Origin of the sequence: Klebsiella sp. 141161 (genome assembly GCF_050600815.1) — a bacterium.
In the GTDB taxonomy this organism is placed as follows: Bacteria; Pseudomonadota; Gammaproteobacteria; order Enterobacterales; family Enterobacteriaceae; genus Klebsiella; species Klebsiella aerogenes.
This window is the reverse complement of sequence record NZ_JAQIRN010000004.1, coordinates 309710-333130: the sequence shown is the minus strand read 5'-3', so window position 1 is coordinate 333130 and position 23421 is coordinate 309710. Positions and strand designations below refer to the sequence as shown.

Annotated in this window: 21 protein-coding genes and 1 riboswitch; of the genes, 14 read left to right on the top strand and 7 right to left on the bottom strand. The window is 57.0% G+C overall.

Annotated features, from left to right (window positions below):
* The first annotated feature begins 26 nt into the window (after positions 1–26).
* From PGR79_RS13395 to nikR, 7 genes are all read left to right on the top strand, one after another.
* Positions 27–887: a LysR family transcriptional regulator gene (locus tag PGR79_RS13395; RefSeq protein ID WP_047047856.1), complete on the top strand. Its 861-nt coding sequence runs from the start codon at positions 27–29 to the stop codon at positions 885–887.
* Positions 888–1004: 117 nt separating this feature from the next.
* Positions 1005–2573, top strand: coding sequence for a nickel ABC transporter substrate-binding protein (nikA, locus tag PGR79_RS13390; RefSeq protein WP_430921834.1), 1569 nt, complete (start codon positions 1005–1007; stop codon positions 2571–2573).
* Positions 2573–3517 carry a nickel ABC transporter permease subunit NikB gene (gene nikB / locus PGR79_RS13385; RefSeq protein WP_087859095.1) on the top strand — a complete coding sequence of 315 codons (945 nt, stop codon included), beginning with the start codon at positions 2573–2575 and terminating at the stop codon, positions 3515–3517. Before nikA ends, nikB begins: the two co-directional genes overlap by 1 nt.
* The gene (nikC, locus tag PGR79_RS13380) at positions 3514–4347 is read left to right on the top strand and encodes a nickel ABC transporter permease subunit NikC (RefSeq protein ID WP_430921832.1); all 834 of its coding nucleotides are present in this window, start codon (positions 3514–3516) and stop codon (positions 4345–4347) included. The genes nikB and nikC overlap by 4 nt, the downstream gene beginning before the upstream one ends.
* Positions 4347–5111, top strand: coding sequence for a nickel import ATP-binding protein NikD (locus tag PGR79_RS13375; RefSeq protein ID WP_430921830.1), 765 nt, complete (start codon positions 4347–4349; stop codon positions 5109–5111). Before nikC ends, PGR79_RS13375 begins: the two co-directional genes overlap by 1 nt.
* Positions 5108–5899 carry a nickel import ATP-binding protein NikE gene (nikE, locus tag PGR79_RS13370; protein WP_430921828.1) on the top strand — a complete coding sequence of 264 codons (792 nt, stop codon included), beginning with the start codon at positions 5108–5110 and terminating at the stop codon, positions 5897–5899. The genes PGR79_RS13375 and nikE overlap by 4 nt, the downstream gene beginning before the upstream one ends.
* Entirely contained in the window at positions 5887–6288 is a 402-nt protein-coding gene (gene nikR / locus PGR79_RS13365) for a nickel-responsive transcriptional regulator NikR (protein WP_087859011.1), read from the top strand. The genes nikE and nikR overlap by 13 nt, the downstream gene beginning before the upstream one ends.
* 27 nt (positions 6289–6315) lie before the next feature.
* On the opposite strand, the gene PGR79_RS13360 is transcribed toward nikR, so the two are convergent.
* On the bottom strand, positions 6316–6675 hold the full coding sequence (locus PGR79_RS13360) for a type II toxin-antitoxin system HicB family antitoxin (RefSeq protein ID WP_015703740.1): 360 nt from the start codon (positions 6673–6675) through the stop codon (positions 6316–6318).
* Positions 6676–6843: 168 nt separating this feature from the next.
* A riboswitch (M-box (ykoK) riboswitch) is annotated at positions 6844–7025 on the top strand.
* A gap of 56 nt (positions 7026–7081) precedes the next feature.
* Here PGR79_RS13360 and PGR79_RS13355 point away from each other — a divergent pair.
* Positions 7082–8095 (top strand): magnesium transporter, encoded by a 1014-nt coding sequence (locus PGR79_RS13355; RefSeq protein WP_015369274.1) that lies wholly within the window; start codon positions 7082–7084, stop codon positions 8093–8095.
* Between the two features lie 39 nt (positions 8096–8134).
* Here the strand turns inward: PGR79_RS13355 and PGR79_RS13350 are convergent, their stop codons facing one another.
* Positions 8135–9328 (bottom strand): NAD(P)/FAD-dependent oxidoreductase, encoded by a 1194-nt coding sequence (locus PGR79_RS13350; RefSeq protein ID WP_430921826.1) that lies wholly within the window; start codon positions 9326–9328, stop codon positions 8135–8137.
* A 230-nt stretch (positions 9329–9558) separates the two neighbouring features.
* Here PGR79_RS13350 and pitA point away from each other — a divergent pair, with 230 nt between their 5' ends.
* Positions 9559–11055, top strand: a complete 1497-nt coding sequence (pitA, locus tag PGR79_RS13345; protein WP_045397146.1) for an inorganic phosphate transporter PitA — start codon at positions 9559–9561, stop codon at positions 11053–11055.
* Positions 11056–11121: 66 nt separating this feature from the next.
* Here pitA and uspB read toward each other — a convergent pair whose 3' ends face one another.
* Positions 11122–11457: a universal stress protein UspB gene (gene uspB / locus PGR79_RS13340; protein WP_015703743.1), complete on the bottom strand. Its 336-nt coding sequence runs from the start codon at positions 11455–11457 to the stop codon at positions 11122–11124.
* Positions 11458–11840: 383 nt separating this feature from the next.
* Here uspB and uspA point away from each other — a divergent pair, with 383 nt between their 5' ends.
* Positions 11841–12278, top strand: coding sequence for a universal stress protein UspA (uspA, locus tag PGR79_RS13335; protein WP_004145166.1), 438 nt, complete (start codon positions 11841–11843; stop codon positions 12276–12278).
* 266 nt (positions 12279–12544) lie between these two features.
* On the top strand, positions 12545–14017 hold the full coding sequence (gene dtpB / locus PGR79_RS13330) for a dipeptide/tripeptide permease DtpB (RefSeq protein WP_047076082.1): 1473 nt from the start codon (positions 12545–12547) through the stop codon (positions 14015–14017).
* A gap of 40 nt (positions 14018–14057) precedes the next feature.
* Here the strand turns inward: dtpB and PGR79_RS13325 are convergent, their stop codons facing one another.
* Positions 14058–14561: an RrF2 family transcriptional regulator gene (locus tag PGR79_RS13325; RefSeq protein WP_015369269.1), complete on the bottom strand. Its 504-nt coding sequence runs from the start codon at positions 14559–14561 to the stop codon at positions 14058–14060.
* A gap of 232 nt (positions 14562–14793) precedes the next feature.
* On the opposite strand from PGR79_RS13325, the gene PGR79_RS13320 reads away from it, so the two are divergent.
* On the top strand, positions 14794–15996 hold the full coding sequence (locus PGR79_RS13320) for an NAD(P)/FAD-dependent oxidoreductase (RefSeq protein WP_087859009.1): 1203 nt from the start codon (positions 14794–14796) through the stop codon (positions 15994–15996).
* A gap of 57 nt (positions 15997–16053) precedes the next feature.
* Here the strand turns inward: PGR79_RS13320 and rsmJ are convergent, their stop codons facing one another.
* The gene (gene rsmJ / locus PGR79_RS13315) at positions 16054–16806 is read right to left on the bottom strand and encodes a 16S rRNA (guanine(1516)-N(2))-methyltransferase RsmJ (RefSeq protein ID WP_049052009.1); all 753 of its coding nucleotides are present in this window, start codon (positions 16804–16806) and stop codon (positions 16054–16056) included.
* 7 nt (positions 16807–16813) lie between these two features.
* Entirely contained in the window at positions 16814–18856 is a 2043-nt protein-coding gene (gene prlC / locus PGR79_RS13310) for an oligopeptidase A (RefSeq protein WP_087859008.1), read from the bottom strand.
* Positions 18857–19031: 175 nt separating this feature from the next.
* On the opposite strand from prlC, the gene PGR79_RS13305 reads away from it, so the two are divergent.
* Positions 19032–19874: a 23S rRNA (adenine(2030)-N(6))-methyltransferase RlmJ gene (locus tag PGR79_RS13305; RefSeq protein WP_015703746.1), complete on the top strand. Its 843-nt coding sequence runs from the start codon at positions 19032–19034 to the stop codon at positions 19872–19874.
* A gap of 72 nt (positions 19875–19946) precedes the next feature.
* Positions 19947–21299 (top strand): glutathione-disulfide reductase, encoded by a 1353-nt coding sequence (gorA, locus tag PGR79_RS13300; protein WP_045359206.1) that lies wholly within the window; start codon positions 19947–19949, stop codon positions 21297–21299.
* A 29-nt stretch (positions 21300–21328) separates the two neighbouring features.
* On the opposite strand, the gene PGR79_RS13295 is transcribed toward gorA, so the two are convergent.
* Positions 21329–22426 carry a serine hydrolase domain-containing protein gene (locus tag PGR79_RS13295; RefSeq protein ID WP_430921911.1) on the bottom strand — a complete coding sequence of 366 codons (1098 nt, stop codon included), beginning with the start codon at positions 22424–22426 and terminating at the stop codon, positions 21329–21331.
* Positions 22427–23421: the final 995 nt, after the last annotated feature.

The window sequence follows — 23421 nt, the reverse complement described above, 5'->3', positions numbered from 1 at the left end:
AAAATAATCTAATTTTTAGATGAATTATGCACAAGACCACGCTGGAACAATGGGCGCTATTGGAAAAGGTGATTGAGCTGGGCAGCTTTGCCAAAGCCGCGGAAGAGACCAACCGCAGCCAGTCTTCGGTGAGCTATAACCTGGCGCTGCTGCAGGAACGTTTAGGAGTGGCGCTGCTGGCGCCGTCCGGGCGGCGGGCGGTGCTGACGCCCGCTGGCGAACTGTTGCTCAATCAGGTGAAACCGCTACTGAAGGCCTTTTCGTGGGTTGAGACCCACGCCGCGACGCTGCGCAACGGCGCGCGCACCCGGCTGGATCTGGTCGTCGACAGCATTTTTCCCCGCCAGCGGCTGTTCGCCATTCTGCGTCAGTTTCAGCAACGCTACCCGCAAACTCAGGTTCGGCTGACCGAAGTGCTGGAAAACGTCGATGAGGCAAGCGCCGCCCGCAGCGAGGCCGACGTGATGGTCTTAACCCGTCGCCAGGATATTACCGGGCGCGGTGAATGGCTGATGAATATCGACTTTATCGCGGTCGCCCATCGCGACCATCCGCTATCGCAATCGGATGAATTGCTGGACGACAACGCGCTGGCTCCCTGGCCGCTGATCCGCATTGCCGACCGTAGCGGCGATGCCTCATCCACGCGCGATGCCTGGACCTTTTCTACTATTGATGCCGCTATAGATGCGGTGCTGTATCAGGTGGGATTCGGCTGGTTACCTGAGGAGCGAATCCGCGCACACCTGGAACAGGGCGTGCTGAAAGCGCTGCCGCTGAGCCATGGCGCCCGCCGCGCCACGCCGCTGCATTTGATAGTGAAGCGGGACCTGGCTCCGCTCGATGAACAGGTCACCACCCTGCTGGATTTGTTCAGACAATCGTAATCATATGCTACATATGATTTTGTTATGGTTTTCTCCCAACATATTGATCCAGGTTACTCCTTAAGTATGACAAATTATTAAAATCGTCATACTTTTCGTTCCTTCTGGATGTAAACCTTGTCTATTTTCCGCACCACCTTGCTGGCGCTCTGCGCCTGCATTCCTCTGCTCGCGCCCGCCGCCATGCATGAAATCGCCATCGCCTGGCCGGTTAACGTCGGTCCTCTTAATCCACATCTGTATACGCCGAACCAAATGTTCGCCCAAAGTATGGTGTATGAGCCGCTAGTCAAATATCAGGCTAATGGCCGGGTTACCCCCTGGCTGGCTACCCGCTGGATCCACTCAGCCGATGGTAAAATCTGGCGTTTCACCCTGCGTGATGATGTCTACTTCTCCAACGGCGAACCGTTTAACGCCCAGGCCGCGGTGGCCAATTTTCAGGCGGTGCTGGCAAACCGCCAGCGGCACGCCTGGCTGGAGTTGACCAATCAAATAACGGACGTTCAAGCGCTCAGCGATAACGAACTACAAATCACCCTGAAAAGCGCCTACTACCCGTTCCTACAGGAACTCGCCCTTCCCCGCCCGTTTCGTTTTATCGCCCCCTCGCAGTTTGTTGACGGTAGTACGCAGCGAGGCATCAAGGCGCCCATCGGCACCGGTCCGTGGATGCTGGCCAGCTCGCAGCTTAATCAGCAGGATGTACTGGTACGCAACCCGCGCTACTGGGGCAAAAAACCGGCGCTTGAGAAAGTCACCGTGAAAGTGATCCCCGATGCCACCAGCCGGGCGGTCGCCTTTGAAACCGGTGAAGTTGATCTGCTATACGGCGATGAAGGGCTACTGCCGCTGGATACGTTCGCCCGTTTTCGCCAGCAGGACGAGTACCGCACGCGTCTTTCCGCCCCGTCGCAAACCGTGATGCTGGCGCTCAATACGCTGCAAGCGCCAACGAATGAACTGGCGGTACGCAAGGCGCTTAACTATGCCGTCAATAAACAGGCGCTCATTGACGGCGTGCTGTACGGCACTCAGCAGGTCGCCGACGCGCTTTTCGCACCGTCGGTACCTTACGCGCCGGATGATCTGCCGCCGCGCCGCTTCAATCCAGATAAAGCCCGAACGCTACTGGAAAGTGCTGGCTGGAAACGAATATCCGGCAAGGATATTCGTGAAAAAGACGGGCGCCCGTTGCGACTTGAACTGGCTTTTATCGGCACCGATGCGCTGGCTAAGTCGATGGCGGAAATTATCCAGGCCGACCTGCGCCAGGTAGGTATCGATGTCGGGCTGGTCGGCGAAGAGGAGAGCAGTATCTATGCCCGCCAGCACGATGGCCGCTTCACGATGATCTTCAACCATACCTGGGGCGCGCCCTTCGACCCGCACGCGTTTATGAGCTCAATGCGCGTCGCTTCGCACGCCGACTATCAGGCGCAGCGCGGCCTGCCGGATAAAGCAGTGATTGATCAAGAGATAGGAGAGGTACTGACTACCACCGACGAAGGCCGCCGTCGCGAACTGTATCGCGATATCCTCACCCGTCTGCACAACGAAGCGGTCTATCTGCCGATAAGCTACGTCTCGCTGATGTCCGTCGCCCGCAAAACGCTGGGCGAAGTGCCCTTCGCGCCGGTGACCACCGATCTGCCGTTAGAACTCATTACGCCGGTGACACCATGATGTTGAAATATCTCCTTCGCCGCCTGCTACCGCTGCCGCTGATGCTGCTTGCCGCCTCGGCGATCATCTTCCTGTTGTTACGTCTTGGCGCCGGCGACCCGGCGCTGGACTATTTGCGCCTTTCTAACGTGCCGCCCACCAGCGAAATGATTGCCGCTACCCGCGAGCAGCTCGGGCTCAATCAGCCGCTGGCGCTACAGTATCTACACTGGCTGTGGCGCGCGCTGCATCTCGATTTTGGCGTCTCCTACGCCAGCCAGCGCCCGGTGCTGGACGACCTGCTGCATTTTTTGCCCGCGACGCTACAGCTCACCGGCGCGGCGCTGGTGATTATTCTGCTGACCTCGCTGCCGCTGGGGATCTGGGCCGCGCGCCATCGCGACCGCTTACCCGATTTCGCCGTACGATTGATTGCCTTCCTCGGCGTCTCAATGCCCAACTTCTGGCTGGCCTTTTTGCTGGTGATGCTCTTTTCCGTCCATCTGCGCTGGCTGCCGGCAATGGGCTACGGCGGCTGGCGACATCTGCTGCTGCCGGCGTTTTCCATCGCCCTGATGTCGCTGGCGATCAATGCCCGTCTGCTGCGCGCCAGCATGCTGGAAGTGTCCAGCCAGCGCCACGTGGTCTGGGCGCGTCTGCGCGGGCTGAGCGAAAGTCAGGTGGAGCGGCGACACGTGCTGCGTAACGCGACATTGCCGGTAGTGACGGCGCTGGGTATGCACATCGGCGAGCTGATTGGCGGCACGATGATCATCGAAAATATCTTCGCCTGGCCCGGCGTCGGTCGCTATGCGGTTTCCGCGATTTTCAATCGCGACTACCCGGTGATCCAGTGCTTCACCCTGATGATGGTGGCGGTGTTCGTGCTGGCCAATCTGGCGGTCGACCTGCTTAACGCCGCGCTCGATCCGCGCCTGCGTCGCCATGAGGAGGCTACCGTATGACGCTGTTCGCAACCTTCCGCTGGCCGGTAAAACTGGCGCTACTCATTATTGCGCTGCTGGCGGCAATCGCCATGAGCAGCGGCTGGTGGCTGCCCTATGACCCGGCGGCCATCGATCTCCATCAACGTCTGCTCTCTCCAGGTGACGCCCACTGGCTCGGCACCGATCATCTCGGCCGGGATATTTTCTCGCGCCTTTTCGCCGCCACCCGCGTCTCGCTGGGCGCGGTGATGGCCTGCCTGCTGCTGGTGCTGCTGATAGGCCTTACGGTGGGCGGCAGCGCCGGGATGGTGGGCGGCCGCGTCGATCGCGGCCTGATGCGCCTGGCCGAACTATTTATGACCTTCCCAACCTCAATACTGTCGTTCTTTATGGTCGGCGTACTCGGTACCGGTCTTAGCAACGTGATTATCGCCATTGCGCTGTCGCACTGGGCCTGGTACGCAAGGATGGTGCGTAACCTGGTGGTCTCTCTGCGCCAGCGCGAGTTTATTCTCGCCGCGCGCCTGAGCGGCGCGGGACATTGGCCCTTGTTCCGTGACCATCTGGCCGGCGCGGTGATCCCTTCGCTACTGGTGCTCGCCTCGCTGGATATCGGTCATATGATGCTGCACGTGGCCGGTATGTCGTTCCTCGGCCTCGGCGTCAGCGCGCCGACGGCGGAATGGGGGGTGATGATCAACGACGCCCGTCAGTATATCTGGACGCAGCCGCTGCAAATGGTCTGGCCCGGGCTGGCGCTGTTTATCAGCGTGATGGCTTTTAACCTGGTAGGCGACGCGCTGCGCGATCGTCTCGATCCTCAGCTGATCGCGGAGCATAACCACTGATGCCGCAAAAGATCCAACTGGAACAACTTTCGCTCGTCGCCGACCGTCTGCTGGTCAGCGACGTTTCCCTTACCCTGCGCCGCGGTCAGGTTCTGGCGCTGCTCGGCAGTAGCGGCAGCGGTAAATCACTGACCTGCGCCGCCACGCTCGGTATTTTACCGCCTGGCGTCAGGCAAATCGCGGGCCGGGTGCTGCTCGATGGTATCCCGGTGTATGGTGAACAGCTGCGCGGCTCGATCATCGCCACCATTATGCAAAATCCGCGCAGCGCCTTTAATCCGCTACATACCATGGCGGCGCACGCGCGGGAAACCTGCCGGGCGGCGGGTTACGAAGTCAATAACGCCGCCCTGCTGGCGACGATGGAAGAAGTGGGGCTGGAAAATCCGCTCTCGCTACTTAAGCGCTACCCCTTCGAGATGAGCGGCGGCATGCTGCAGCGGATGATGGTGGCCCTGGCCCTGCTCAGCCGCGCGCCGTTTATTATCGCCGACGAGCCGACCACCGACCTTGATGCCGTTGCCCAAGCGCGCATTCTCGACCTGCTGGCGGATATCGTCGCCAACCGCGGGCAGGGGCTGCTGCTGGTGACGCATGATATGGGCGTTGTCGCCCGTCTGGCGCATGACGTGGCGGTGATGGAAAACGGCCGTCTCGTTGAACGCTGCGACGTCAACACGCTATTTAGCGCCCCACAGCACCCGCTCAGCCAGCGCCTGCTGGCCGCCCATCTGGCGCTGTATGGTCTGGAGAAAACACCATGAATTTACTCAGCGTAAACGCAGTGAGCCACGATTACCCCCATCATGGCCGGGTATTGCGCGATATCCAGTTCGACATCGCCCCCGGTGAAACGGTGGCGCTGCTCGGGCGCAGCGGCTGCGGCAAAAGTACCCTGGCGCGGATGCTGGTAGGTCTCGAAACGCCGCGGTATGGCGATGTCGCCTGGCGCGGCGCGTCGTTGACCTCCCTGAAGGGGGAAGCGACCGGCGCCTTTCGCCGCGATATTCAGCTGGTGTTTCAGGATGCCATTAGCGCGGTGAATCCGCGCAAAACGGTACGCGAGATTATCAGCGAGCCGCTGCGGCACCTGTTTAGTTTATCGCGCGATGAGCGTACGCAGCGGGTGGAGGAGATATTGCTTGCGGTTGATCTCGCCCCGGCGCTGCTCGACAAGCGTCCGGCGCAGCTCAGCGGCGGACAGCTGCAGCGCGTGTGCCTGGCGCGGGCGCTGGTGGTCCGTCCGCAGCTATTAATTCTCGACGAAGCGGTATCGAATCTCGATCTAATGCTTCAGGCGGAAATTATCGCCCTGCTCAAACGCCTGCAGGCGCAGTTCGCCACCGCCTGCCTGTTTATCACCCACGACCTGCGGCTGGTGGAGCGTTTTTGCCAGCGGGTGCTGGTGATGGATAGCGGACGCATCGTTGAAACGGCAACGGTTAGTCTGCCGCTGCGCCTTACATCCGCTGCCGGACAGGCGCTACAGCGCGCGGTGCTCCCGCCCTTTCCCAACACTCTGCTTAACGAGGCCATGCCATGCAGCGCGTAACCCTGACTCTGGATGATGACCTGCTGACCGCGCTCGACGCGCACAGCGCCCACCGCGGCTACCACAACCGCTCGGAAGCGGTGCGCGATATTCTGCGTGACGCGCTCCACCACAATCCGCTACAGCAGGCGGCGCAGCGCGGCTATGCGGTCCTGTCGTACGTGTATGAGCATGAAAAACGCGAACTGGCGAGCCGGCTGGTCGCCTCTTCGCATCAGCATCACGATCTTTCGGTCGCCACGTTACATGTCCACATCAATCATGATGACTGTCTGGAGATCGCGGTGCTGAAAGGCAACATGGACGAAGTACAGCATTTTGCCGACGAGGTGATTGCCCAACGCGGCGTGCGGCATGGGCATTTGCGGTGTTTAGCGGATGATAATTAAAACGATGGCAATTTGATGCAGACTGTTTTAAGCCTGTTTGAGACGTTCATTGAGCGTCTCAAGGATCCAGGTATTTACGGAAACCTGCTCCTCTGCAGCGGCGGAGCTAAGACGCTCACCAAATGATTCAGGATAACGCAATGTGAAGGTTTTCAACTTTTCCGGCTGAGCATAAGGCTCGATGCCCGCTTCACGACAATCAGCAAGATATTCCTGTAATGATATCTCGCCCTCCTGTTGTAACCCTTGAATGCTATCGGAAACAAAATCGCAATATCCTGATAATCCCAGGAACTTACCGCGGAATGCATTGAGCTCAGGCACGTAGTTGATAACAGCAGGCTGCCCGGCAATCTCCATTGAATTTGGCGTTTTAGGTTTGATCATGGTTTTACCCCTCCTTGCCGCATGAGTTCACCTACTGAAATCATTTTTCTGATAGCACAATGTGAAGTCAACTTCTTACCAGGCAAACTTTGTTTATCAACAGTTGATAAACCACATAAACTATACACTTTGTTAATTATCCCTGTTCGCCAATAATGGCGCCTCATTTAACGATCTCGTTATGGCGAGGCTCCTGCATAAATACAAGTTACCGCCCTGTTGGTATCGAGAGAGACCACTAAGGGAAATACAGGCTTCCATCGAATCAAGGTGTTGCCAAGGTAACTTCTGGCGGTCATAACCGTTCAGATACGTTATGCAGTGCTAAAACCAGGACGTAGGGATCTGCCTGCGCTAACCCTGTCTTGTTCGCCCCTATGAGTGATTTTTTATAGGGATTTTAATCATGTCTTCCATTCAACTCTGCGCCGCGCATCAGGCGACCTCTGGCTTCGACGGCGATGCGATCGCCCAGTACATGCGTACCGACTTTATTACGCTGCAGGAACATTTCAGCGTCCATGAGGCGCGTGAACACTTTATCTCGCAGCTCGCCAGCGACGATATTCCCGGCCAGGTATTTGTCGTCGCCGGTAACAAGCTGCGCGGCAGCTTATCAGTCAAAAAACTATTGCAGGAAGCAGAGGTAGGCCAGTCTATTCGCTACCTGATGGACAGCTGTCTGTTCCGCGTTAAACCCGACGATGAGCGCCCTCAGGTCATTGCCGAACTCACCGAGCGCGGCCTCGATCTGGTGCCGGTTGTCGATAAAGGCGAGCTGGTCGGCTGCCTGATGGAAAAAGAAATTGCCCATCTGCTGGAGGATGACGTCACCGAAGACGCCCAACTGCAGGGGGCGACGCTACCGCTGGAAAAACCGTATCTGGAAATCAGTCCGTGGACGCTGTGGAAGAAACGTTCGGTCTGGCTATTGCTGCTGTTTGTTGCCGAAGCCTACACCAGCAGCGTGCTGCAGCATTTTGAAGAGGCGCTGGAATCGGCCATCGCGCTGGCCTTCTTCATCCCGTTACTGATCGGCACCGGCGGCAACAGCGGAACTCAGATAACCTCAACGCTGGTGCGTTCGATGGCGTTGGGTGAAGTCCGCTTACGTGACATGGGACGGGTAATCCGCAAAGAGGTGTCGACCTCGTTTCTGATTGCCCTGACACTGGGTCTGGCGGGCTGCCTGCGCGCCTGGATGATGGGGATTGGCATGGAAATCACGCTGATCGTCAGCCTGACGCTGGTCTGCATTACTCTGTGGAGCGCTGTGGTGTCTTCGGTTATTCCGATGCTGCTTAAGCGGATCGGTATCGACCCGGCGGTGGTTTCCGCGCCGTTTATCGCCACGCTAATTGATGGCACTGGATTAATTATCTATTTCAAAATCGCCCAGTATTTTCTTGGGCTGAACTGATCGAAAAAGCCCGGGCATCAGGATGCCCGGGTCCTTCGATTAAACTTCCGCCAATGCCTGCGCGCAGGCCCAGGCGCTTGACCACGCCCACTGGAAGTTATAGCCGCCGAGCCAGCCGGTGACGTCCATCACTTCACCGATAAAGTAAAGCCCCGGCGCTTTGCGCGCCTCCATGGTGCGTGACGAAAGCTCGTTGGTATCCACGCCGCCGAGCGTCACTTCAGCAGTACGATAACCTTCAGTGCCGTTCGGCTGCACGCGCCAGGCAGTTAACGTCTCCACCAGCATCTGCCGATCGCGAACGTTCAGTTGCTTCAGTGTCACATCAGGTATCTGCCCAAGCTGCTGTAAACATTCGACCAGCCGCTTCGGCAGTTGCATCGCCAGGGTATTTTTCAGGCTTTGGTTGGGATGAGCGCCCCGCTGCTCGTTGAGGAACGCCTCAAGATCGCAGTCCGGCAGCAGGTTGACGGTGACAAACTCGCCGGGCTGCCAGTAGCTGGAAATCTGCAGCACCGCCGGGCCGGAAAGGCCGCGATGGGTAAACAGCAAATTTTCGCGGAACAGCATACCGTTCTCGGCGGTAATGGTAGCTGGCACCGAAACGCCGGAAAGCACCTGCAGCTGTTCAAGCAGCGGTTTATGCAGAGTAAATGGCACCAGCCCGGCGCGGGTTGGCAGCACCTTCAGGCCGAACTGCTCAGCCACCTTGTAACCAAACGGCGATGCGCCCAGCCCCGGCATCGACAGACCGCCGGAGGCGATTACCAGCTTCTTCGCCGCCAGCGTTTCGCCGTTCACCTGTAGCCGGTAGCCTTGTTCATCGCGTTCGACGCTGAGAATTTCGCTGCGCAGACGGATCTGTACGCCGCCTTTTTCACATTCAGACAACAGCAGGTTGACGATTTGCTCCGCTGAATCATCGCAAAACAGCTGACCTAAGGTCTTCTCATGCCAGGCGATGCCATATTTGCCAACCAGCTCGATAAAGTCCCACTGGGTGTAGCGCGCCAGCGCAGATTTGCAAAAATGCGGGTTTTGGCTGAGATACGCCGCGGGCTCGACATACATGTTGGTAAAGTTGCAGCGGCCACCGCCGGACATCAGGATTTTGCGCCCCGGCTTTTTGCCATTATCGAGCAGCAGTACACGGCAGCCCAACTGCCCCGCCTGCGCCGCACAAAACATTCCCGCCGCACCGGCGCCGATCACAATGGCATCAAACCTTTCCACTCAACTTTCCTCATTCCCGAATTGTCGGGAATTGTAAATATTTCACTCTGGTCGCACCAGCACGAAAAAAACAACAATCAGTTACGTCTTTGAAAGATATAGGATTACTCCCAACCGGGTAAAACCCAAACAGGAAGAAAATCAAAAAAAGTCTATATTTCACTTTGCCCGCGCCGCTAAAGTCACTGATAATGCGCCGCGTTCATGTCCTCAAAATGGCGTAACGTCCTATGCTACATTTATTTGCCGGTCTGGATTTACATACCGGACTATTATTATTGCTTGCTTTAGCTTTTGTACTGTTTTACGAAGCGATTAACGGTTTTCATGATACCGCAAACGCTGTTGCAACGGTGATCTACACTCGCGCAATGCGGTCGCAGCTTGCTGTTGCGATGGCGGCACTCTTCAACTTTTTCGGCGTTCTGCTGGGCGGTCTCAGCGTAGCCTATGCCATCGTGCATATGCTGCCAACGGACCTGCTGCTTAACATGGGTTCCGCACATGGCCTCGCCATGGTGTTCTCTATGCTGCTGGCGGCAATCATCTGGAACCTCGGAACCTGGTATTTCGGCCTCCCGGCCTCCAGTTCTCACACCCTGATTGGCGCCATCATCGGTATTGGTTTAACCAATGCGCTGATGACCGGTACTTCAGTGGTGGATGCACTGAATATCCCGAAAGTCATCGGCATTTTTGCCTCGCTCATCGTCTCGCCGATCGTTGGCCTGGTGGTAGCAGGCGGCCTGATTTTCATTCTGCGTCGTTACTGGAGCGGTACCAAAAAACGCGCTCGTATCCACCTGACCCCAGCGGAACGCGAAAAGAAAGACGGTAAGAAAAAACCGCCGTTCTGGACCCGTATCGCGCTGATCCTGTCCGCTATCGGCGTGTCGTTCTCGCACGGCGCCAACGATGGGCAGAAAGGCATTGGTCTGGTCATGCTGGTACTGATTGGCGTCGCGCCGGCGGGCTTCGTGGTCAACATGAACGCATCTGGTTACGAAATCACTCGTACCCGCGATGCGGTCAACAACGTGGAAACCTTCTTCCAACAGCGCCCTGAGCTGCTGAAGAAAGCCACCGGCGTTGATCAACTGGTTCCGTCACCGGAGACCAACACCGCGGCCAACGGCGAGTTCCACTGCCATCCGGCGAACACCATCAATGCGCTTGACCGCGTGAAGACGATGCTCACCGGAACGGAAAGCTACGATTCGCTGTCAGTGGATCAGCGCGGCCAGCTGCGTCGTATTATGCTCTGCATCTCCGACACCACCGACAAAGTGGCAAAACTGCCGGATGTGAGCTCTGACGACCAGCGCCTGCTGAAGAAACTGAAAACCGATATGCTGAGCACCATCGAGTACGCGCCAATCTGGATCATTATGGCGGTCGCGCTGGCGCTGGGTATTGGCACCATGATCGGCTGGCGCCGCGTGGCGACCACCATCGGCGAGAAGATTGGTAAGAAGGGTATGACCTACGCGCAAGGTATGTCCGCCCAGATGACCGCCGCGGTGTCTATCGGCCTTGCCAGCTACACCGGGATGCCGGTTTCCACCACCCACGTGCTCTCTTCCTCGGTTGCGGGGACAATGCTCGTTGATGGCGGCGGTCTGCAGAAGAAAACCGTCACCAGCATTCTGATGGCATGGGTACTCACCCTGCCGGCAGCCATTTTGCTGTCAGGCGTGCTGTACTGGCTGGCTCTGAAGCTTATCTAAGCAGTAGTCATGCGAAAAATGGGTCAGGAAACTGGCCCATTTTTTTTGCCGTCTATTCAGCACGGCTCAATGCCAGATAAGCAACGCAATCATACTCACCAACACCAGACCACACAGCGCGCTGGTCAGGATGAACTGCCGGCGAACACGCTCACAGCGACGAATAAACTCGTCATCATGATGGTCGCGATATCGTTGGGCATAGATATACCAAACCAGCCGCATTTGTTTACTGGGCTGCCCATGCGAGGTGAAAAAACCTCCGCCATCAACATATTGATAGAGCAAGGGATCGCAACCACGTAGCACAACCAATAATGCACGCAACGATGAGAAGTAACGTGCCATATTCACCACACAAACGATACACAGGGCCCAAAACAGCGCAACAGTGCTGATCATACTTCCTCCCCGGCGACCCATCCACGGAGATCCCTCCGGGACTACCGCTCCCCAATATCATCCAACCCACCGTACAGTACAAGAGTGCGATTCCGGTCACGTTTATTAATCCGACCGGCTCATTAAATAGTGTAGGAGATCAGTTAATTTTTTTACCACAAGGTTAATCGTTATCAATACGTAAGACGGAATAATTTGTTTAACTAACGGTGAACCAGGTGCATTGACGGAGTGCGAGGGGCGCTATATTGTAGAAATTATCTTCTACAATTAAGTCCTTAAAGGCTTACCCCCCGCGAATCTAGCTTGCAGGACGCGGGCGAATCGACAGCACAGGCTGTCTGGTCCAACGGTCATCGACAACTTATGGAAGGAGTAACACTATGGCTTACAAACACATTCTTATTGCAGTAGACCTATCACCGGAAAGCAAAGTGCTGGTAGAGAAAGCGGTTTCTATGGCGCGTCCCTACAATGCGAAAGTTTCCCTGATTCACGTGGATGTGAATTACTCCGACCTCTACACCGGTCTTATCGATGTCAATCTGGGCGACATGCAGAAACGCATCTCTGAAGAGACGCACCACGCGCTGACCGAGCTTTCCACCAACGCCGGCTACCCGATTACCGAAACCCTGAGCGGCAGCGGCGATCTTGGCCAGGTGCTGGTCGACGCGATTAAAAAATATGATATGGACCTGGTGGTCTGCGGTCACCATCAGGACTTCTGGAGCAAGCTGATGTCCTCCGCGCGTCAGCTGATCAACACCGTTCACGTTGATATGCTGATCGTACCGCTGCGCGACGAAGAAGACGAATAATCGCTTTTCCTCGCCAGCCAACGCCCGCGCCTGCGGGCGTTTTTGTTTTTATGCTGCATCCCGCCTGAACCCCATTGACCCCATCAGGATATCAATCCAGATAATTAATATCGGTTAGTGTGATCAACCATTTATTAGAATTAATATCTATATAATAATCTATACATTCAGCCAATGGCCGAATCATTATGGGCCATAAGACTTTTTCGGCGCGTTTTGGCAGACGCGTTCATACTTTTTGGGATAGCACTAAAAGGCGAAGGAATATGAAAACAACTGCACCTACGGGCTTGCTGCAGCAACCCCGTCCGTTCTTCATGATCTTTTTTGTAGAGTTATGGGAGCGTTTTGGCTATTACGGCGTCCAGGGCATCCTGGCGGTGTTCTTTGTTAAACAGCTTGGTTTCTCTCAGGAACAGGCATTTATCACCTTTGGCGCCTTTGCGGCGCTGGTCTACGGCCTCATTTCCATCGGCGGCTATGTCGGTGACCATCTGCTGGGAACCAAACGCACGCTGGTGCTCGGCGCCGTCGTGCTGGCTATCGGCTACTTTATGACCGGCCTGTCGCTGCTCAAACCCGACCTTATCTTTATCGCGCTTGGCACTATCGCCGTCGGCAATGGGCTGTTTAAAGCCAATCCAGCGAGCCTACTGTCAAAATGCTATCCGCCGAAAGACGCCCGTCTCGACGGCGCCTTCACCCTGTTTTATATGTCGATTAACATCGGCTCGCTACTGTCGCTGTCGCTGGCGCCGGTTATTGCCGATAAGTTCGGCTACGCGGTGACCTACAACTTGTGCGGCGCCGGGCTTATCGTCGCGCTGCTGGTCTACTTCGCCTGCCGTGGAATGGTGAAAGATATCGGTTCAACCCCGGATCATCAGCCGCTGAGTTTCCGTAATCTGCTGTACGTGCTGGTCGGCACCGTGGTGATGATTTTCCTCTGCGCCTGGCTGATGCATAACGTTAAAATCGCCAACCTGGTGCTGATTGTGCTGTCCATCGTGGTGACGATTTTCTTCTTCCGCGAAGCCTTCCGCCTCGATAAAACCGGCCGCAACAAGATGTTCGTCGCCTTCATCCTGATGCTCGAAGCGGTGGTGTTTTATATCCTGTACGCCCAGATGCCAACCTCGCTGAACTTCTTCGCCATCAATAACGTGCATCACGACATTCTCGGCATCGCGATTAACCCGGTGAGTTTCCAGGCGTTGAACCCGTTCTGGGTGGTGGTCGCCAGCCCGGTACTGGCGGCTATCTACACCCGTCTTGGCAACAAAGGTAAAGACCTGACCATGCCGATGAAATTCACTCTCGGCATGTTCCTCTGCGCGCTGGGCTTTCTGACCGCCGCCGCGGCCGGGATGTGGTTTGCCGACCCGCAGGGGCTCACCTCGCCATGGTTTATCGTGCTGGTTTATCTGTTCCAGAGTCTCGGCGAACTGCTGATTAGCGCCCTGGGACTGGCGATGGTCGCCGCGCTGGTTCCGCAGCGGCTGATGGGCTTTATTCTGGGGATGTGGTTCCTGACACAGGCCGCCGCGTTCCTGATGGGCGGCTATGTCGCGACCTTCACCGCGGTGCCGGAAAATATAACCGACCCGCTGCAGACGCTGCCGATCTACACCAACGTGTTTAGTAAAATTGGCCTCGTGACCCTGGCGGTGACGGTGGTGATGGCCTTTATGGTGCCGTGGCTGAACCGGATGATCAATACCCCGGCCAGCGCCGAGTAACCCGTTAGCCGCCCCGGCGACAACCGCCGGGGCGCGCGGCCTAGTTCTTACGCGCCGCGATCCACTCCTGCACTTCAATCACAAACTCATCCGGCGCTTTACGGTACATCTTACGCGCCAGATCGAGGATAGTATGCTGGCCTAACGCCTCTTCCATTCGCTGCTGCGCCATATCCATGACCGCACGCACACCGCAAATACCTTCGCAGGCCCACTGCGGCGGCTGCTCATCAAACACCGCAAGACGCTGGCGGATCTCACGGCACTCGAAAATACGCTTTTCGCCATCAATAGCGTTGGCAACATCCAACACGGTGATGTGCTCAGCCGCTCTGGCAAGCTGAAAGCCGCCGCCTTTACCTTCAATACTGCGCACCAGGCCCGCTTTCGATAGGCGGGTAAAAATCTTGGCCAGATAATCGTAGGGCACGTTTTGCAGCTCGGCGATTTCGCGCACGCTCATATCGCGGGCGTCGCCTTTGCTGTCCACCATACACATCAGGCTATGGATGCCGTACTCAACTCCGGAACTGTAAAATGCCATTCACTTATCTCAGCCAATATTAATCTGAGTTATTGTAGCTTTTCCCACCGCCTCATTCCAGATATCTGATATCTCCCCTCGCAAGACAAAAATTTAATTTATTATTTATCAGTATATTAAATAAAAACGCTGCTAAAGGATCCTCAGGATCGCGTGAGAGGCGTTGCTTTTCTTAACTGCGACCAATAAAATCCGAGTAAATGAATCGCAGTTAACAGCGAGTGAAAAAAAGATGCGTAAACAAATCCTGATCGTAGGCGCCGGTTTTGCCGGGATGTGGGCGGCCCTGAGCGCCGCGCGTTTAGCGGAAAAAAATCAACAGCAGGCCGTTGATATCACAGTCATTGCGCCGCAGCCTGAGCTGCGCATTCGTCCTCGTTTCTACGAAAGCGACGTACCGTCGCTGGTTGCGCCGCTACAGCCGCTGTTCGATGCTACCGGGATCCGTTTTCTTCGTGGCAGCGTGTCGCAGATCCATCCTGCGGATAAAACGGTAACCTGGACCGATAGCAACGGCGAAAGCCACGCTCAGTACTGGGATCGTTTAGTCCTGGCGAGCGGTAGTCACGTCAACCGCGCGATGGTCACGGGCGCGGCACAGCACGCTTTCGACCTCGATCAGCTCGAAAGCGCTACGACGCTGGAAAACCACTTAATTGCTTTAGCACAGCGTCCGCAAAGCGATGCGCGCAACACCGTGGTAGTCTGCGGCGGCGGCTTTACCGGTATCGAGATGGCGATGGAATTACCGACCAAGCTGCGCGCGATCTTCGGCTCGAATTCTAAGACCAGAGTAGTCGTAGTTGAACGCGGTCCGCAGCCGGGCTCTCGATACAGCGATGCGCTGCGTGAAGTCATCATTCAGGCCTCAAAAGAACTGGGCGTCGAGTGGCTTGTGAATGCTGAAGTGGCAAGCGTCGATGCCGCTGGCGTGAACCTGAAAGACGGAAAGCGTATCGACTCGCAGACCGTGATTTGGACCGTCGGCGTGCAGGCGAATAATCTAACAGCGCAAATCGATGCGCCGCGCGACCGTCAAGGGCGTCTGCATGTCAACGCCGAACTACAGGTGGTGGGTTACGATGATATCTACGCGACCGGCGACGTGGCCTATGCCGCGACCGATGATAAGGGCAATCACGCCCTGATGACTTGCCAGCACGCTATCCTGCTCGGTAAATTCGCCGGTAATAACGCCGCCGCCGGCCTGCTGGGCGTCGCGCCGCTGCCCTATCGCCAGGAAACCTACGTTACCTGTCTGGATCTCGGCGCCTGGGGCGCGGTTTACACCGAGGGTTGGGATCAGCAGGTGAAACTGACGCGCGAAGAGGCAAAAAAGGTGAAGGTGTCGATCGTCAGCGAACTTATCTATCCGCCGAAAGCCGATAAAGCCGCCGCGTTTGAGATTGCCGATCCGCTGGCGCCGTTTGTTTAAGTATTGCGGTTCCCGGCTTGCGCTACGCGAGCCGGGTGATATCACAATGGCGAAAAATTACGCCGGCGTACCGGCATAAATATCAAAACGATGTCCTTTGGTCACCACCGCGTTCGGCGTGGCGACATCCGCCAGCGGCGGCGCATAGTCCGGACGCTTCACCACCACTCGTTTGGTCGCCAGCTGTCGAGCCGGCGCCAGCAGACCATCGGCGTCTAAATCCGGCCCCACCAGCGACTGAAATACCCGCATCTCTTTTTTGACCAGCGCGCTTTTCTGCTTATGGGGAAACATCGGATCCAGATAAACCACCTGCGGGCGCGGGGTGATATCGGTCAACGCATTGAGGCTGGAGGCATGAATCAGCTGTAAGCGCTCCTGCAGCCAGCCGCCGATCTCCGCATCGGCATAGCCACGTTTCAAACCATCGTCGAGCAGCGCGGCGACCACCGGATTACGCTCCAACATCCGCACGCGACAGCCGACCGACGCCAGCACGAAGGCATCACGCCCCAGCCCGGCGGTAGCGTCGACAACATCCGGCAGATAATCGCCTTTAATGCCCACCGCTTTGGCTACCGCTTCACCGCGGCCGCCGCCAAACTTGCGCCGATGGGCCATCGCGCCGCCGACGAAATCGACAAAGATGCCGCCAAGCTTGGGTTCATCGCGCTTACGCAGCTCCAGATGCGCGTCCGTCAGCACCAGCGCCATCGGATTCTCAGCATCATGCTCCAGCCCCCAACGGGCGGCCAAAACAGATAAGGCGCCGTCACCGGCGCCTGTTTCATCAATTAAGCAGATCTTCACGTAGCAATCAGCCTTTGATCCCGTAATGCTCAAGCATCGCGTCCAGCTGCGGCTCGCGCCCGCGGAAGCGTTTGAACAGCTCCATCGGCTCTTCGGAACCGCCGCGGCTCAGGATATTGTCGAGGAATGACTGACCGGTTTCACGGTTGAAAATCCCCTCTTCTTCGAAGCGTGAGAAGGCATCTGCCGCCAATACATCGGCCCACAGATAGCTGTAGTAGCCCGCGGCATAGCCACCCGCGAAGATATGGCTGAACGCATGCGGGAAGCGGCCCCAGGTTGGGCCCGGCACCACGGCGACCTGTTTTTTAATCTCGGCCAGGGTCTCGAGGATTTTCGCCCCCTGCTCCGGCGAATATTCCGCGTGTAGACGGAAATCGAACAGACCGAACTCCAGCTGGCGGAGAATAAACATCGCCGCCTGGTAGTTTTTCGCCGCCAGCATTTTCTCCAGCAGTTCCTGCGGCAGCGGTTCACCGGTTTCGTAATGCCCGGAGATAAAGGCCAGCGCTTCCGGCTCCCAGCACCAGTTTTCCATAAACTGGCTCGGCAGCTCGACCGCATCCCACGGCACCCCGCTGATGCCGGAAACGCCGGCGGTATCAATGCGGGTCAGCATATGATGCAGACCATGGCCGAACTCGTGGAACAGGGTGATCACTTCATCGTGCGTGAACAGCGCCGGTTTACCGTTTACCGGACGGTTGAAGTTACAGGTTAGATAAGCGACCGGTTTCTGCAGGGAACCATCCAGCTTACGCATCTGGCCGACGCAGTCATCCATCCAAGCCCCACCGCGTTTATGTTCGCGGGCATACAGGTCGAGATAGAAGCTGCCGCGCAGCTCGTTATTTTCGTCATACAGCTCGAAGAAACGCACTTCCGGATGCCACACATCGACATCGGTACGCTCTTTGGCAGTAATGCCATAAATGCGCTTAACCACTTCAAACAGGCCGTTAACGGCTTTGTTTTCCGGGAAATACGGGCGCAGCTGCTCATCGCTGATGCTGTAGAGATGCTGCTTCTGTTTTTCGCTGTAGTAAGCGATATCCCACGGCTGCAGTTCATCGACGCCAAACTCGGCTTTGGCGAAGGCGCGCAGCTGAGCCAGCTCTTTCTCGCCCTGCGGACGCGCGCGTTTTGCGAGGTCGGTCAGGAAATCGAGCACCTGCTGCGGGTTTTCGGCCATTTTGGTGGCCAGAGATTTAAAGGCGTAGCTGTCAAAGCCCAGCAGTTGCGCCAGCTCGTGACGCAGCGCGAGGATCTCCGCCATCACCGGGCTGTTATCCCATTTACCGGCGTTCGGCCCCTGATCGGAGGCGCGGGTGGAATAGGCGCGATACATCTCTTCGCGCAGCGCCTGGTTATCGCAGTAGGTCATCACCGGCAGGTAGCTCGGGATATCCAGGGTCAGCAGATACCCTTCCTGCTCTTTCGCCTGCGCCTGGGCCTGAGCGGCGGCCAGCGCGCTTTCCGGCATGCCTGCGAGGTCGGCGACGTCGGTCACCAGCTTGTTCCAGCCCATGGTGGCATCAAGCACGTTGTTGCTGTACAGATTGCCAAGTTCAGAGAGGCGCGCGGCGATTTCGCCGTAGCGTTTCTGCGCTTCCGGCGGCAGGCCAATCCCGGATAATTCAAAATCGCGCAGCGCGTTATCGACCGCTTTTTTCTGCGCGGTATTCAAGGTGGCGTAGTTGTCGCCGTCGCGCAGGTCGCGGTAGGCTTTATACAGACCTTCATGCTGGCCGACCCAGGTGCTGTACTCGGAGAGCAGCGGCAGCGTCTGTTCGTAGGCTTCACGCAGCTCCGGGCTGTTTTTTACCGAATTCAAATGGCTGATTGGCGAGAAGATGCGTCCCAGCACATCGTCCACTTCCGCCAGCGGCTGGCAAAGATTTTCCCAGCTATACGGCGCGCCGTGCGCCACCGCGCTTTCCACCGCAGCCCGGCAATCATCGAGCGCTTTGGTGACCGCAGGGACCACGTGCTCCGGTTTGATTGCAGAAAATGGCGGCAATGAAAAAGGCGTCAGTAATGGATTGGTCATATGCGCTGTCCTGTTGAAGAGGGTGAATGAAGCGCGCGTTCCGGCGCTTTTGCATGAGATCTAGAATGGGGGATAGTTGCGGGAATTTCAATGACAGGCGGTGCGACAGCGGCAATCCTGGGCGAACTGCGGTAAACTGTCGGTTAACTTGTTTATTTCCGGAATCTCTGCATCCATGCTCAGTTATCGCCACAGCTTTCACGCAGGCAACCACGCCGACGTCCTCAAACACACCGTTCAGAGTTTGATCATTGAATCGCTGAAAGAGAAAGAAAAACCGTTTCTCTACCTGGACACCCATGCCGGCGCGGGCCGCTATCAACTGAGCGGCGAGCACGCCGAACGTACCGGCGAGTATCTTGAAGGCATCGCCCGTATCTGGCAGCAGGACGATCTGCCGACTGAGCTGGAACCTTATATTTCGGTCGTCGAGCACTTCAACCGCAGCGGCCAGTTGCGTTACTACCCGGGTTCGCCGCTTATCGCGCGCCAGCTGCTGCGCGAGCAGGACAGCCTGCAGATGACCGAACTGCACCCGAGCGACTTCCCGCTGCTGCGCGCCGAGTTCCAGAAAGACAGCCGCGCGCGCGTCGATAAAGCCGACGGTTATCAGCAGCTGAAGGCCAAGCTGCCGCCGGTTTCCCGTCGCGGTCTGATTCTTATCGACCCGCCGTACGAAATCAAAACCGATTATCAGGCGGTGGTCACCGGGATCAACGAAGGTTATAAACGCTTCGCCACCGGCACCTACGCACTGTGGTATCCGGTGGTGCTGCGCGCGCAAATCAAACGCATGATCAAAGATTTAGAAGCCACAGGTATTCGTAAAATTCTGCAAATCGAGCTGGCGGTGCGTCCGGACAGCGACCAGCGCGGCATGACCGCCTCCGGGATGATCGTCATCAACCCGCCATGGAAGCTGGAACAACAGATGAATAACGTACTGCCGTGGCTGCACAGCAAACTGGTTCCAGCCGGTACCGGTCACGCGACCGTGAGTTGGATCGTACCGGAGTAATCGCAACCATCGGTGGAACCTTTTAAGCCTCGCGCTACAATCGCGGCAATTAACGATTAAGGACATATGGGCATGAGCAAACATTATGATTACCTCGCCATCGGCGGCGGCAGCGGCGGTATCGCCTCGATTAACCGTGCGGCGATGTACGGCCAGAAGTGCGCGCTGATTGAAGCCAAAGAGCTGGGCGGCACCTGCGTCAACGTCGGCTGCGTGCCGAAAAAAGTGATGTGGCATGCGGCGCAGATCCGCGAAGCAATCCACCTGTATGGCCCGGATTATGGTTTCGATACCACCATCAATCATTTCGACTGGGATAAGCTGGTCGCCAGCCGCAGCGCCTATATCGACCGTATTCATACCTCTTACGACAACGTGCTGGGTAAGAATAAAGTTGATGTTATCAAAGGGTTCGCGCGCTTTGTCGATGCCCATACCGTGGAAGTCAACGGCGAAACCATTACCGCCGATCATATCCTGATCGCCACCGGCGGCCGCCCGAGCCACCCGAACATTCCGGGTGTGGAATACGGTATTGATTCCGACGGTTTCTTCGAACTGCCGGCGCTGCCGAAGCGCGTAGCGGTAGTCGGCGCGGGCTATATTGCCGTTGAACTGGCCGGTGTGATTAACGGCCTCGGCGCCGAAACGCACCTGTTCGTGCGTAAACACGCGCCGCTGCGTAGCTTCGATCCGCTGATCGTTGAGACTCTGGTGGAAGTGATGAACGCCGAAGGCCCGCAGCTGCACACGAACGCAATTCCGAAGGCGGTAGTCAAGAATGCCGACGGCAGCCTGACTCTGGAGCTGGAAGATGGCCGCAGCCAGACCGTAGATTGCCTGATTTGGGCGATTGGCCGCGAACCGGCGACCGATAACTTCAACCTGGCGGCAACGGGCGTTAAAACCAACGATAAAGGCTACATCATCGTTGATAAGTTCCAGAACACCAACGTACCGGGCATCTACGCGGTGGGCGATAATACCGGCGCCGTCGAGCTGACGCCGGTCGCCGTGGCGGCAGGCCGTCGTCTGTCCGAACGCCTGTTTAACAACAAGCCGGAAGAGCACCTGGACTACAGCAACATCCCGACCGTGGTCTTCAGCCACCCGCCAATCGGCACCGTTGGCTTAACCGAGCCGCAGGCGCGCGAGCAGTACGGCGATGACGCCGTGAAGGTGTACAAATCGTCCTTCACCGCGATGTATACCGCCGTGACCTCTCACCGCCAGCCGTGCCGCATGAAGCTGGTCTGCGTCGGCCCGGAAGAGAAGATTGTCGGTATTCACGGTATCGGCTTCGGAATGGATGAGATGCTGCAGGGCTTTGCGGTGGCGCTGAAGATGGGCGCGACCAAAAAAGACTTCGACAACACCGTTGCCATTCACCCGACGGCGGCGGAAGAGTTTGTCACCATGCGTTAATCCGCGCAGCCCCGTCTCAGGACGGGGCTTCATTTTGACTCCGTCACCAGATTACGTAGGATCTGATGGCCGATGTAGTTACTCCAGTTAAAGCTGTTTTGCAGCACCACCACCGCATTCTGATTCGCTTTATCGAAGCCGATATAGCTCGAATAGCCGCCGATGTATCCCACCTGATAGGTCAATTGCTGCCGGCCAAATGTGTCGGTCACCCAGGCAATGTTCGCTGCTTCAATTTGCCGCGGATAATAATCGACGCTAACGTCCCTGAATGCCTTATCGAGCACCGTCTGCCCCGTGGGCGCGAAGTGAGCGCGGGCATAATTAATCAGATCGGCGGCATCGCTGTACAAACTCGCCGCGCCAACCATGTTATTGGTGAACTGCCAGTCCGGCGTCAGCGCGCCGCGCGGTTTAAACTTCGGCTGATCGCCTGCGTGCCCCAACGCCCGCCACGGATATTCGCGCAGCGTTTGCGGCAGAAAGCTGGTATTCCCCATCGCCAATGGTCGGAAGATCATCCGTGAAGCCAGCGTCTCAATCGATTCGCCGGTTTGGTATTTGAGAATATACCCCAGGATAGCAAAACCAAGATTGGAATAACCCGGCTCGCGCTCCAGCGGCGCATTGAAGTTGCTCAGATAGCTCAGCACGCCGTCGGCATCAAGTTCGTGATAAAAGTTTTCACCATTGTTGAGATACGCCAACAGATGCTCAAGCGACAGCATGTTCATCGGCTGACGCGGCAGCCCGGAGGTATGGGTGACCAGTTGCAGCAAGGTTATCTTGCGGGCGTCGTCGCTGAGCACGGTCCCCGGCGGCAGCAGGGTTTGCAGCGTATCGTTCCAGTGCAAACGCCCCTCATTGACCAGCATCGTGACCACTTCAGCGGTCACGCCTTTACTTAAAGAGCCGAGGGCAAAAAGCGTTTGCGGGGTTATCGGGTAGCGTTGCTTTTCATCCGTCACGCCGAAGCAGTGAAACTCCGCCGGACCGTTGTGATGAATAATCGCCACTACCACGCCGCTGACCTGCTTCTCGCGCATGTAACGGCTGACGAAAGTATCGACGGAAAGCCGCTGCCCGTTATGCCCCACCAGGCTGGTTTCATTGCTGGGAGGGCTCATTTGCGACAGCGTGCCGGAGCAGCCTGAAACCAACAGTAATGCCAATAGCACAAGGCCTAACCGCCTGTTCAAACTTCACCTACCTGCCGCGCATTTTTGGGATGAGATAAAAAATAGACGCGGATCGTAGCGGCATTACCCCGCCGGCGCAAAGCGAATACGCTGAAAAATAAATAAGGCCGTCGGCACAGACAGCCGACGGCCCGGGCTTTATACCAGTCCGGTGGCGTAGTAAACGCCGATAATGAAAAAGGCACCGAGGATTTTAAACAACGTGATGCCGAGGATCGGTTTATAGGCCTGGCGATGCGTCAGTCCGGTCACCGCCAGCAAAGTGATGATCGCCCCATTGTGCGGCAATGTATCCATGCCGCCCGCCGCCATCGACGCCACACGGTGCATCACTTCCAGCGGGATCCCCGCAGCATGGGCCGACTCCACAAAGCGATCCGCCATCGCCGCCAGGGCAATACTCATTCCACCGGAGGATGAACCGGTGATCCCGGACAAAATATTGATCGTAATCGCCTGATTGAGTAAAGGGTTTGGGATGGCTTTCAGCGCATCGGCCACCTGAACAAACCCCGGTAGCGCGGCAATCACCCCGCCAAAACCATACTCTGATGCGGTATTCAGCGCCGCCAGCATCGCGCCGCCAACGGCGACTTTGCTACCGTCGGCCAGCTTACCCTTCAGGCTACGTCCGGCAAACAGGAAGATAGTGATAATTCCGCACAACAAGGCCGCCATCACCGCCCAAATCGCCACCATCTTCTTCACGTCGCTTTCCATCGGCGCTTTCAGTCCCGGCAGGTCAATCAGGAAATGGCTACCGTACGCCTGAGGGATAAGCCAGGTAAACAGCAGGTTGGCGACGCCGACGATAATCAACGGCAGCAGCGCGATCACCGGGTGCGGCAAGTTAAGGTCTGCCGGGGTTTCAGGTTCATTTACCAACTCGCTTCCATAACCTTCTCCCCTGCGCTGCGCTTTAC

Excerpts from the sequence above, each read along its gene's own strand:
- dtpB (WP_047076082.1), top strand. The coding sequence starts at position 12,545 with ATGAAAACAACTGCACCTACGGGCTTGCTGCAGCAACCCCGTCCGTTC.
- PGR79_RS13320 (WP_087859009.1), top strand. The coding sequence starts at position 14,794 with ATGCGTAAACAAATCCTGATCGTAGGCGCCGGTTTTGCCGGGATGTGG.
- pitA (WP_045397146.1), top strand. The coding sequence starts at position 9,559 with ATGCTACATTTATTTGCCGGTCTGGATTTACATACCGGACTATTATTA.
- PGR79_RS13325 (WP_015369269.1), bottom strand. The coding sequence starts at position 14,561 with ATGGCATTTTACAGTTCCGGAGTTGAGTACGGCATCCATAGCCTGATG.
- uspA (WP_004145166.1), top strand. The coding sequence starts at position 11,841 with ATGGCTTACAAACACATTCTTATTGCAGTAGACCTATCACCGGAAAGC.
- PGR79_RS13355 (WP_015369274.1), top strand. The coding sequence starts at position 7,082 with ATGTCTTCCATTCAACTCTGCGCCGCGCATCAGGCGACCTCTGGCTTC.
- prlC (WP_087859008.1), bottom strand. The coding sequence starts at position 18,856 with ATGACCAATCCATTACTGACGCCTTTTTCATTGCCGCCATTTTCTGCA.
- nikR (WP_087859011.1), top strand. The coding sequence starts at position 5,887 with ATGCAGCGCGTAACCCTGACTCTGGATGATGACCTGCTGACCGCGCTC.
- PGR79_RS13360 (WP_015703740.1), bottom strand. The coding sequence starts at position 6,675 with ATGATCAAACCTAAAACGCCAAATTCAATGGAGATTGCCGGGCAGCCT.
- gorA (WP_045359206.1), top strand. The coding sequence starts at position 19,947 with ATGAGCAAACATTATGATTACCTCGCCATCGGCGGCGGCAGCGGCGGT.
- nikE (WP_430921828.1), top strand. The coding sequence starts at position 5,108 with ATGAATTTACTCAGCGTAAACGCAGTGAGCCACGATTACCCCCATCAT.
- uspB (WP_015703743.1), bottom strand. The coding sequence starts at position 11,457 with ATGATCAGCACTGTTGCGCTGTTTTGGGCCCTGTGTATCGTTTGTGTG.
- nikC (WP_430921832.1), top strand. The coding sequence starts at position 3,514 with ATGACGCTGTTCGCAACCTTCCGCTGGCCGGTAAAACTGGCGCTACTC.
- nikB (WP_087859095.1), top strand. The coding sequence starts at position 2,573 with ATGTTGAAATATCTCCTTCGCCGCCTGCTACCGCTGCCGCTGATGCTG.
- PGR79_RS13395 (WP_047047856.1), top strand. The coding sequence starts at position 27 with ATGCACAAGACCACGCTGGAACAATGGGCGCTATTGGAAAAGGTGATT.
- PGR79_RS13305 (WP_015703746.1), top strand. The coding sequence starts at position 19,032 with ATGCTCAGTTATCGCCACAGCTTTCACGCAGGCAACCACGCCGACGTC.
- PGR79_RS13295 (WP_430921911.1), bottom strand. The coding sequence starts at position 22,426 with ATGAGCCCTCCCAGCAATGAAACCAGCCTGGTGGGGCATAACGGGCAG.
- PGR79_RS13375 (WP_430921830.1), top strand. The coding sequence starts at position 4,347 with ATGCCGCAAAAGATCCAACTGGAACAACTTTCGCTCGTCGCCGACCGT.